Origin of the sequence: Rhodoferax sp. UBA5149, from assembly GCF_002413825.1 — a bacterium.
GTDB lineage: Bacteria > Pseudomonadota > Gammaproteobacteria > Burkholderiales > Burkholderiaceae_C > Rhodoferax.
In genome coordinates, this window is the sequence record NZ_DHXT01000110.1 from 1 (window position 1) to 10,695 (window position 10,695).

A 10,695-nucleotide genomic window follows, 5' to 3' on the forward strand; every position below is an offset into this window, starting at 1 on the left:
TGCATCCCGACGTGCGCCAGGCCGCCGTGGTGGGCTGTCCTGACCCGAACCGTGGCGAGGCACTGCAGGCCTATGTGGTACTGAAGGCCGCAGCAGCAGAGCGCGTAAGCCGCGGCAATGGCGTCGACCGCGCACGCGCGCAGGTCAAAATCATCGAGTGGTGTCTGCAGCACATGGCGCACTACAAGGTGCCGCGCACGGTGGTGTTCCGCAACGAGCTGCCAGCGACTGCAACAGGCAAGTTGCTGCGGCGATTGCTGGTGGAATCCTAGGCCGCAACGACGGCGCAGCTTGTGCCGGCGTCCGGGGCAAGGTCAAACGGCTTCCTTCAACAACCTCCTCAATACTTTCCCCGTCCCCGTTGCCGGCAGTGCCTCCCTCAACTCTACCGAGCGCGGCACCTTGTAGTGCGACATGTTCTCGCGTGCCCACGCCATGAGCTGACCGATGTCGATGCGCCCCTTGACCTTGGGCACTATGAAGGCCTTGACCACCTCGCCCTTGTCGGCGTCGGGAACACCGATCACCGCCACCTGGCCCACGTCGGGATGCAGGATCAAAATGGCCTCCACCTCTTCGGGGAACACACTGAAGCCGGAGACCTTGATCATTTCCTTCACACGGCCGATGAAGGTGACATAACCGTCCGCATCGACCTTGCCGATGTCGCCGGTGTGCACCCAGCCGTTTCGCAGCACCTCGGCCGTGGCCTCGGGCTTGTTCCAGTAGCCCTTGAACACGCCTGGGCTGCGCAGGATGATTTCACCGCTCTGGCCCACCGGCACTTCCTCGCCACCGGGAGCGATGATCTTCAGCTCCACGCCGCGCCCGGGTATGCCGTTGGTGCCCCAGCGCACGGCATCGCGCGGCATCAGCACGTCGTTGGTGTGTGTTTCGGACAGGCCGTAGCCGGCCTCGTACACCAGACAGTTGTTGGCGAAGCGGCTCCAGCGCTGGGCAAGCTCCTCGGTGAGCTTGATGCCAAAGCTGGTGGCTATCGTGGTGCGCAGGCTCGATCGGTCAAAACCCCCGCCCTCAGGCTCGTTCATGACCGCCACCAGCATCGGTGCCATGGCATACCACCATGTCACACGGTGGCGGTCGATGGCTTGCAGCACCGCGAGCGGGTCCATGCGGTTGAGCAAGACGATGGTCGAACCGGCGTAAGCGAGCATTGTCAAACCGCAGATCATCCCGGCGATGTGGTACAGAGGCGCCACCGCCAGGACCACGTCGTCGCTGCGGCTGCGGAACATCTCCTCGCCGACCGCTGTCTTGTACAGCGCGTTGCGGTAGCTGAGCATCGCGCCCTTGGGCATGCCCGTGGTGCCCGATGTGTAGGTCATCAACGCCACATCGTCCATCGACAAGTCGGGTACCGAGGCTAACGACACTGCGCGGTGGATGACGTCCCAGAAGTCGATAGTCCCGGACGGAGTCTCTCTTCTTGCGGCCACCTCATCCGGCACGCGAACAGTGGGTTCGTCGGGCAGGAAGTCACTGTAGCGCACGCTGAACACATGCGCCACGTTCACCCGCTCACGCACCGACTGAATGATGGGGACAAGGTGATCGGCGGCGACGATGGCCTTTGCCCCCAGGTCGCCCACTTGGTAGGCGAACTCGTGCGACTTGAACATGGGGCTGCACGGGCTCACGATGGCGCCCAGCTTCTGAATGCCAAAATGCGCGATCAGGTACTGAGGGCAGTTCTGCATGAACAACGCTACACGGTCGCCGCGATCCACGCCGATCTGCCGCAGCGCCGCCGCAAACGCATCGCTGTACCGGTCGAGTTCTGCATAGCTGATCTCGCGACCGTACCACAGCACGGCGGTCTTGCCGCCTTGTTGGCGGGCATGCTGGCGCAGGTATTCGTGCAGCGGTTTTTCGCCCTGCAAGTAGTTGGGTTCGTTGTTGTCGGTGTTCATCACAATCCCAGCACGTGTTTAGCCATGATGTTCTTCTGGATCTCGGTGCTGCCGCCGTAGATCGTCATCGCACGTCGCCAGAAGTAGCTGGACGCGGGCGTCACTGAATGGTCCGGCCCAATCAACTCCGCCGTACCGGTGCCGAAAAGCAACTCCGGCTGATAGGGCTGCGCATCGGGACCGGTGGCTTCGAGAATAAGCTCCAGAACGCGTTGCGCGATCTCCGTGCCGCGGACCTTGATGAACGACGAAGCGCCCGCACCGGCCGGCACCCCGGCCTGGATATTCGACAGTAGCCGGAGTACACCGACTTCCAGGGTCTTGAACTGCGCCTCAACCGCACTCACCTTGGCCGAGAATAACGGATCGTCAATCAGTGGCCGGCTCTTGGACTTCGCCGTCGACGCGATGCGCCGCAGTTTAAGCAGTTCTTGCGTAATGAAGCGCAAATTGGCGTTTTCGACCCGCTCGTGCTCAAGAAGGAACTTCGCGTAGGTCCAGCCCTTGCCCTCCTCACCGATGCGATTGTGTTTTGGCACGCGCACGTTGGTAAAGAACACCGCGTTCAGTGAGTGGCTGCCGTCCATCATGCGGATCGGTTGCACCTCGATGCCGGGCGTCTTCATGTCTATCAGCAAAAAAGAGATGCCGCGCTGATTTCGTTCCTCGCGGCTGGTGCGCACCAGGCAGAAGATCCAGTCCGCCCAATGGGCATACGAGGTCCATATTTTTTGACCATTCACGAGGTAGTAATCACCATCGTCGTCGGCGCGGGTCGACAGTGCCGCGAGGTCGGATCCTGCGGCCGGCTCCGAGTAGCCTTGGCACCAGAACACCGAAGAATCTCGAATCTTCGGCAGATGCTCCGCCTTCTGCTCGGGCGTGCCGTAGGTGTAGATCACCGGGCCCACCATCGACGGGCCGAAGACCTGCAGTTCGGGGCAATTCATCTCGCCGGCGATGGTGTTGAAGATGTAGCTCTGCACGGCTGTCCAGGCATGACCGTCGTGCTCCCTGGGCCAGGCACCCGTGAACCAGCCGCGCTGTCCGAGAATCTGCTGCCAGCGCATGTGGTCGTCACGCTCGATGTGGTGATCCAGGCGCACCTTCTTTTCGATATCCACCGGCAAATTTCCGGTGATGAACGCGCGCACTTCATGCGCGAACGCCTGCTCCTGCAGCGACAAGGTCAGTTCCATGGTGATTTCCTGTGTGGTCGCCGCTCAGGCCACCTGACCATGCCGCTGCAAATGCCAGCTCATGTCGCCGAAGCTCACGCCGATCATCGACAGCCGCTTGAAGTAGTGGCCCACCGCGAGTTCCTCGGTCACGCCCATCGCACCGTGCAACTGAACTGCCTCCTGGCCGACCAGCCGAGCGGTGCGATCGATCTCGATTTTTGTGGCTGAAAGCGCCTTGCGCCGCTTGGCCGCATCGGGTTCGACCAGCATCAACGCGCCGTACAAGGCCATCGAGCGCGCTTCGTCGAGCGCAATGTACATGTCGACCATACGGTGCTGCAGCGCCTGATTGGTGCCGATGGGTCGGCCGAACTGTGATCGCGTCTTCAGGTAGTCGAGCGTCATGTCGACCAGCGCAGCCATCGCGCCGACCGCCTCGGACGCGACCGCAGCGATGGCTTGGTCGATAACCCGTTCGAGCGCGGCGAACGCCTGGCCTTCCTCGCCCAGCACCTGCGATGCCGCGACGCTGACGCTCTGGAACGTCAGTTCAGCGGCGCGGTTGCCGTCGTGTGTGGCGTAGCGGCGCTGGCTCAGGCCGGCGGTGCCGGCCGGCACCAGCAGTGCTGTGAGTCCCTGCGGGTCGGCGGATTCGCCCGATGTGCGAACGATGACGACAAAGGCATCGGCCACGCCCCCACCGTAGACGAGTGTCTTCTTGCCATCGATCAAGTAGCGGTCACCCGTTTTCGTGGCGCGTGTGGCGCAGAAAGCGAGCTCGTAGCGTGCGTCTGCTTCGGCATAGGCCAGCGCCAGTTTCCGCTCACCCGCCATCATCGGCTGCAGCCACTCGGCCTTTTGTCCCTTGCCGCCCAGTGCGCTCAACATGCCGCCGGCAAGCACCACGTTGGCCAGGTAAGGTTCCAGCAGCAACCCACGGCCGACGCCCTCCATCACGATACCTGTGTCGGTGGCGTCGCCGCCAATGCCGCCGTCTTCCTCGCGGAACGGCACGGCAAGCCAGCCGAAATCGGCGTAGCGCTGCCAGCAGCGTTCATCGTGGCCCGCCTCGCTCGCGGCGAGCTGGCGGCGGCGCGTGAAGCCGTATTCCTCGCGCACGAAGCGCTCCACGCTTTCGCGAAGCTGCATCTGTTCGGTCGAATATTGAAGATCCATACAAAATGTCCTTAAACGGTTCTTGAAAAAATGGATGGTGTGCGGCATCTACACCGCAAGATAGCGTTGCTACACCTGCGGGTTGCGATCGAACGTCTCCCAGTCGCGCTGGGCGACATGCGGCCGGGCACGGCGCCACCATCATCGCCTTCAACTTGGGTAGGAGGGGCGCGGTAGCCAGCGCCATAGCCGAGGGCGACCGCACCCTCGCCAGCGGTGCCGCCTTTGAGAATAGAACCTCGGGTAAAGGTCATGTCGTGTCTCCTGAGTCTGCAAGCGGCGGGGGCGATCACGTGAGTCGGTAAACTAAATAAATGAAAAATTAGTTATTTGTTATAACATATTTAAAATCATGGACCCGGTTTTACTTGTTGTCATCCGCACAAACCCGAATCTGCGGAAAATCGTTTAACGGAGTTGGTCCGACGGCAGGTCAACGCGCGGAGCAGCGCAACATCCGCCCGCGCAGCGCGGACTGCCCAGCGAAGCCGAGTGCGAGCGCGCTGCGCCAGGTGGCAATGTCGCTTTGCCCGGCTTTACAGCGGCCGTACCATCTTGCATTCCGTGCCCTGCGCCAACTCGTTGCCGGAGTAGACGGCATCGGTGCGAAAGCCATAGTTGGTGCCTTCCCAGCCGACCTTCACGGTCTTGCCGTCCACGGGGGCGATGGTGTTAACCACTTGGGGCAGCAGCAGCTGATGGTCTTCGCCACGCATGCGCACCGGGCCCACCACCGAGTCAAAGGTCAGGTCCTCCATGGCACTGGCGATCTTGTGGGTGTCCAGCGACTGCGCCTTGTTGATGGCCGCTGCCAGAAAAAGCGGTGTGAACTCGATGCGCGGTGCCAGGAAGTCTTTACCGGTTTTGGTCTTGTAGGCTTTGGCCAGCGCTTCAACTTTGGGTACGCCGGCCTCGCCTGGATGCCACTCGGCGACCCAGGTGAGCTGGCCGATCTTGGACTGAGACACCGCCAGTACCGTTCCGGGCATGGCGCCCGCGCTGTGGTTGAAATAGCGGTAGTTGGCACCGGCGTCGCCTGCCGCCTTGAGCAGCAGCGTCATGTCGTTGCCCCAGTTGCCGGTAATGATCGTGTCCGCGCCAGTGGCCTTGATCTTCGAGATATAGGGCGAGAAATCCTTGACCCGGCCAATGGCATGAAAATCCTGACCGACAAACTTCACGTCCGGGCGTGCCAGCCCCACCATTTCCTGGCCGTAGCGGGCCCACTGCCGACCATGGGCATAGTCCTGATTGAGCAGATAGACGTTTTTGATGTCGGGCTGCTTCTTGATGTAGTTGGCCAGCGACTTCATCTTCATCGCGGTATTGGCTTCCAACTGGAAGTGCCAGAAGTTGCAGCGTTTGCCCGTCAGGTCGGGGTCAATCGATGAGTGGTTCAGCACGATGACGGCCTTGTCGGGGTTGCGCTCGTTGTACTTGGAGGCGGCGTCCACCAGTGCCGCCACCACGGAGGAGCCCGAGCCACCGGTGACGATGACGCGCGCGCCCTGGTCAATGGCCGCCTGCAGCGCATTCTGGCTTTCCTGCGCGGAGAGCTTGCTGTCGAACTTCAACAACTCCAGCTTCACGCCCTTGAGCACGCCGCCCTTGGCGTTGACTTCGCCGACACCATACTGCACGTGGCTCAGCATCAACTCCCCCACATTGGCGAACGGGCCACTCAAGGGGTCGATATAGGCGATCTTGAAAGTTTGCTGGGCGTGGGCCGACCCGGCGAACAGGCCGACGGCCAAGGCAACAGGGGTGATCAGGTGTTTCATGAGATTTTCCTTTGGGTTGGGACGTGGTGGGGAGGCTTGCAAGGGGTGGATGGAGACCGTGGATGAAAGAGCGTCAAGGGTTCAGGCGGGCGGGCATTCACGCAGGCCGATGACGCGCCACGCCAGCTTGGAGAGCTCGCGCACCATGTCGTCGGGAGCCAGGCGGCCGTCGGGCCGGTACCAGTTGTAGAGAAAACCCGGAATGCTGCACGCTGCCAGTGCGGTGATCCGGGTCTCGGAAAAGTCGAGCATGCCGTCGCGTCGACCCTGCTCCAGCAGCGGGCACAGGCGGTCATAGAAATGATTGGCCAGCTTCTTTTGGGCGGCAAGGTACTCAGGGCGGTAGACCTGCGGTTCGCGGTAGGGGAAAAACGCCGCAGGCTGGTGGGCGATGGTGGCGCGGATCAGGCGCTCAAGACCCTCGGTGACCTTCACGACGGCGGGCCGCATGTCATTCGCGGAAAAGTCCATCGTGGTGAAGCACTCGACGGCCGGGCGCCAGGAGAGGGTCTCAAAAATCTCCTGCTTATTGTGAAAGTAGTAATACACAAACGGCTTGCTGACGCCCAGCTCCCGCACGATCTGCTCCAGCGTGGTATTGGTGTAACCCTGGGCGGCAAACAGGCGTTCGGCCACCTTCAGGATGCGCTCGCGCTTTTCGTCCGTTCCGGGTGTGATGCTCTTCTGCCGGCTGGCGCGTGCCTGGGAATGGGATACGGTCATGAATTGATTGTCACCTGTGTACTACCAGTCAGTAGAATTATTCTACCGATTGGTATATATTGGCAAGAGCCCGGACCGTCCGGTTACTACGTACTTACCCTGAAAGAGACACCATGGAGACAGCTCAATTCCCCCAACTGGATGTACCCCTGCACGAGTACCTGCGCGCCCATGCGCGAGCGCAGCCCGACAAGGCGGCCTATCTCTGGTATGGCCAGGTCATCACCTATGCCGAGCTCGATCGCGCCAGTGATGCCTTCGCCGCCCGCCTGGCGGCCCTGGGCGTGGCGAAGGGCGAGCCGGTCGCGCTCTTCATGAACAATTGCCCGCAGTACGTGATGGCGCACTACGGCATCCAGAAACTCGGCGCCATCGTCTGCCCGTGTGGGCCGCTCAACAAGGAGCACGAGCTCGAATACCAGCTGGGCGACCTGAAGGCGCGCGTGATCGTCGCCGCCGACAACCTGCTGCCGGTGGTGGCGCAGGTGCGCGCCAAGACGGCGCTGGCCCATGTGTTTGCCGTGCGTTACGCCGACCTGTTGCCGGAGCAGCCCAGTGTGGACGTCCCGGCTGAGCTGTTGGCCATGAAAAGCCAAGCCCGGCCTCTGCCCGCCGACGTGGAAGACTTCATGGCCGCCACCCAGGGCCATGCGGTGCCGCCCCCGGTCGCGCTGGACATGGACGACGTCGCGCTAATGACCTATACCTCGGGCACCACCGGCTTGCCCAAGGGCGCCATGCTCACTTACCGCAACGCCCTGTACAAGTCGGCGGCGGCGGCCAACTGCAATGGCGTGGTGGCGGACGATGTGTTGCTGGCCGTGGCGCCGCTGTATCACATTGCCGGCATGGTGATGGGCATCAACGTCACCGTGTTCGCGGGCGCCACCTCGGTGCTGCTGTTCCGCTTTGACCCGGTGGCCGTGCTGCAGGCGATCGGGCGGCACCGCGTCACGTGGTGGTACAGCATTGCACCCATGAATGTCTTTGCCATGCAGGTGCCGGGTGCTGCGGACTTTGATTTGTCGAGCCTGCGCATGAATCCGGTAACCAGCTTCGGCATTACGTTTACCGAGGCGCTGGCTGCGCAATGGAAGACCTTGGCCGTCAACTGCAATTCCTTCGAAGCCTCCTACGGGTTGAGCGAGACCCACACGGTGGATACCTACATGCCGCACGATGCGATCCGCTGGGGCACGCAAGGCAAGGCGATCCCCGGCAACGAGATTCGCATTCTGGAAGCCGACTCTGGCCGTGAATGCGCCTGCGGCGAGGCCGGGGAGATCGTGCTGCGCAGCGCCGGCGTCTTCAAAGGCTACTGGAACAAGCCCGAGGCCACCGCCCAGACCCTGCGCGACGGCTGGGTCTACACCGGCGACATGGGAAAATTGGACGCCGAGGGCTACCTCACTTTCATGGGGCGCTTCAAGGAAATGATCAAGGTCTCGGGCTACAGTGTGTTTCCCGAAGAGGTCGAAACCATATTGACCAAGCACCCGGCCATCGCCCAGGCGGCGGTGATTGGCGTGCCCGACCCGGACAAGGGCGAGGTGGTGAAAGCCTTTGTCGTGCTGAAGCCGGGTCAGTCGGCCAGCGCCGCCGAACTCGTGGCCTGGTCGCGCGACAACATGGCCGTCTACAAGGCACCGCGCGAAGTGAAATTCATCGATGCCCTGCCGGCCACCGGGGCCGGCAAAGTGTTACGCCGCCTGCTCAAAGAGCAAATCTGAAGGAAAGCCACGTGTTCAAGAAAATTCTGATTGCCAATCGGGGCGAGATCGCCCTGCGACTGGTTCGTGCCGTGCAAGATTTGGGTATGCGCAGCGTTGCCGTCTATGCGCAGGACGATGCCGAGTCGCTGCATGTGCGTCGAGCGGATGAAGCGGTGGCACTGGGCGCCAGGGGGCCTTCGGCTTATCTGGATATGGCCTGCATTATTTCGATTGCGCAGCAAACTGGCTGCGATGCGGTGCACCCAGGCTATGGTTTTTTGAGCGAGCGCGCCGACTTTGCGCAGGCCTGTGCGGACGCTGGCATCACCTTCATTGGCCCCACGGTGGAGCAGCTTGCGCTGTTTGGCGACAAGGCCCGCGCCCGTGCGCTCGCACAAGAGTGTGGCGTGCCGCTGATGCCCGGTAGCCCGGGCGCAGTGAGCCTGGAACAGGCACAGGCCTTTTTTGCGGCACAGAATACCGGCGCCGTGCCCGTCGGCGTGATGATCAAAGCCATTGGTGGCGGTGGCGGTCGCGGCATGCGCGCGGTGCTCGACGCCAAAGATCTGCCTGAAGCCTACGCGCGCTGCGTGTCGGAGGCCCGTGCGGCCTTTGATGTGGACGGTGTTTATGTCGAACGCTTGATGACGCGCGCCCGCCATATCGAAATTCAAATCATCGGCGACGGTGTCCAGGTCATGTCGCTGGGCGAGCGCGAATGTTCGTTACAGCGGCGCTTTCAGAAGCTGGTGGAAATTGCCCCGAGTCCGTCGTTACCCGAGGCACTGCGTCAGCGCATCACGCGAGATGCGTTGAAGCTCGCGCAGACCGTGAAGTACCGCAGTTTGGGAACCTTCGAGTTTCTGGTGGATGAAGCGTCGCACGATCTGCCTTATGTCTTCATTGAAGCCAATCCGCGCCTGCAGGTGGAACACACCGTTACCGAAGAAGTGACCGGCCTGGACCTGGTGCAACTGCAAATTGGCGTGGCGGCGGGTCAAAGTTTGATGGCGCTGGGGCTCAACCCTGCTGCGCCACCGCGTGCGCAAGGCTTTGCTGTGCAATGGCGCATCAACGCGGAAACGCTGGACGCGCAAGGCCAGGTCAAACCTTCCGGCGGTTCGTTGCTGCGATTCGACTTGCCCTCGGGCCCCGGTATCCGGGTGGACACGCATGGTTACCCCGGCTGTGCCCCGTCACCGCATTACGACACGCTGCTGGCCAAGCTCATCGTGCGTTCCCGCAGCAATGACTTTGCCGACGCGGCACGCCGGGCCCGCCGGGCGCTCGACGAATGCCAGATTGAGGGCATGGCGACCAACCTGTCCTTGCTGCAGGCGCTCGGGGCGCGTCCTGAGTTTGATTCGCAGCAGGTACACACGCGCTTTGTAGAGGCGCATCTGCCGGAGTTGCTGGCCGCAACACAAGTCATTGATATTCAATATGCTATAAAAAATGTAGCGGCATACGCAAATACAACGGGGGCTACAGCCTCATTTGGCATTCAGCCTGAGCAAGACAACGACGGATTCAGCGCGGTGCGTGCGCCGATGCCGGCCAAACTGGTGCAGCTCGACGTGGCCGTTGGCGACGTCGTGCCGGCCGGTGGCCAAATCGCCGTGCTGGAAGCCATGAAGATGGAGCATGTGCTGCTGTCCCACGCGGCCGGTCGCGTGCTGGAGATTCGGGTTGCGTTGGGCGACTACCTCGCCCAGGGCCAGACCTTGGTGCGACTGGAGACGATGGAGGTCGAGGTCGCGGTGGAGGTCGCACAGGCGGCCCACAACGCCGACCTTGACCAGATCCGATCCGACCTGCAACATGTCATAGACCGCCATGCATTCACGCTCGATGCCAACCGACCGGAAGCGGTGGCACGCCGCCGTAAAACCGGCAGCCGCACCGCTCGCGAGAACATAACCGACCTCTGCGATTTACAGGACAGCCCCGACAGCTTCATTGAATACGGCGCGCTGGCGATCGCCGCGCAAGCCCGTCGCCGCTCGCTGCAAGACCTGGTTGCCAATACGCCGGCGGATGGCATGGTCACCGGTCTGGGCAGTGTCAACGCCGATCTGTTTGGACCGGAGAAGTCGCGCTGCGTCGTGATGGCCTACGACTACACCGTGCTGGCCGGCACGCAAGGCATGCGCAACCACCACAAGAAGGACCGCATGCTGGGTCTGGCGCA

The 10,695-nt window shown here is 62.2% G+C and carries 8 protein-coding genes; 3 read left to right on the forward strand and 5 right to left on the reverse strand.

Annotated elements, in window-relative coordinates; all coding sequences use genetic code 11:
• A partial coding sequence (locus tag B3V69_RS09975) for an AMP-binding enzyme (protein WP_414707505.1) occupies nt 1–272 on the forward strand: 272 nt, incomplete at its 5' end.
• A gap of 42 nt (nt 273–314) precedes the next feature.
• Here the strand turns inward: B3V69_RS09975 and B3V69_RS09980 are convergent.
• From B3V69_RS09980 to B3V69_RS10000, 5 genes are all read right to left on the reverse strand, one after another.
• Nucleotides 315–1,931 carry an AMP-binding protein gene (locus B3V69_RS09980; protein ID WP_296446129.1) on the reverse strand — a complete coding sequence of 539 codons (1,617 nt, stop codon included), beginning with the start codon at nt 1,929–1,931 and terminating at the stop codon, nt 315–317.
• On the reverse strand, nt 1,931–3,130 hold the full coding sequence (locus B3V69_RS09985) for an acyl-CoA dehydrogenase family protein (protein ID WP_296446131.1): 1,200 nt from the start codon (nt 3,128–3,130) through the stop codon (nt 1,931–1,933). Before B3V69_RS09985 ends, B3V69_RS09980 begins: the two co-directional genes overlap by 1 nt.
• Nucleotides 3,131–3,154: 24 nt before the next feature.
• Nucleotides 3,155–4,288, reverse strand: a complete 1,134-nt coding sequence (locus B3V69_RS09990) for an acyl-CoA dehydrogenase family protein (protein ID WP_296446133.1) — start codon at nt 4,286–4,288, stop codon at nt 3,155–3,157.
• Nucleotides 4,289–4,824: 536 nt separating this feature from the next.
• On the reverse strand, nt 4,825–6,069 hold the full coding sequence (locus B3V69_RS09995) for a branched-chain amino acid ABC transporter substrate-binding protein (RefSeq protein ID WP_296446135.1): 1,245 nt from the start codon (nt 6,067–6,069) through the stop codon (nt 4,825–4,827).
• Between the two features lie 81 nt (nt 6,070–6,150).
• Complete coding sequence (locus B3V69_RS10000; RefSeq protein WP_296446137.1) at nt 6,151–6,792, reverse strand: TetR/AcrR family transcriptional regulator; 642 nt, start codon at nt 6,790–6,792, stop codon at nt 6,151–6,153.
• A gap of 113 nt (nt 6,793–6,905) precedes the next feature.
• Here B3V69_RS10000 and B3V69_RS10005 point away from each other — a divergent pair, with 113 nt between their 5' ends.
• Both B3V69_RS10005 and B3V69_RS10010 read left to right on the forward strand, forming a co-directional pair.
• On the forward strand, nt 6,906–8,522 hold the full coding sequence (locus tag B3V69_RS10005; RefSeq protein WP_296446139.1) for an AMP-binding protein: 1,617 nt from the start codon (nt 6,906–6,908) through the stop codon (nt 8,520–8,522).
• Between the two features lie 11 nt (nt 8,523–8,533).
• The coding region (locus B3V69_RS10010) for a biotin carboxylase N-terminal domain-containing protein (protein WP_296446141.1) at nt 8,534–10,695 on the forward strand (2,162 nt) is incomplete at its 3' end.

Excerpts from the sequence above, each read along its gene's own strand:
- B3V69_RS09980 (WP_296446129.1), bottom strand. The coding sequence starts at position 1,931 with ATGAACACCGACAACAACGAACCCAACTACTTGCAGGGCGAAAAACCG.
- B3V69_RS09985 (WP_296446131.1), bottom strand. The coding sequence starts at position 3,130 with ATGGAACTGACCTTGTCGCTGCAGGAGCAGGCGTTCGCGCATGAAGTG.
- B3V69_RS09990 (WP_296446133.1), bottom strand. The coding sequence starts at position 4,288 with ATGGATCTTCAATATTCGACCGAACAGATGCAGCTTCGCGAAAGCGTG.
- B3V69_RS09995 (WP_296446135.1), bottom strand. The coding sequence starts at position 6,069 with ATGAAACACCTGATCACCCCTGTTGCCTTGGCCGTCGGCCTGTTCGCC.
- B3V69_RS10000 (WP_296446137.1), bottom strand. The coding sequence starts at position 6,792 with ATGACCGTATCCCATTCCCAGGCACGCGCCAGCCGGCAGAAGAGCATC.
- B3V69_RS10005 (WP_296446139.1), top strand. The coding sequence starts at position 6,906 with ATGGAGACAGCTCAATTCCCCCAACTGGATGTACCCCTGCACGAGTAC.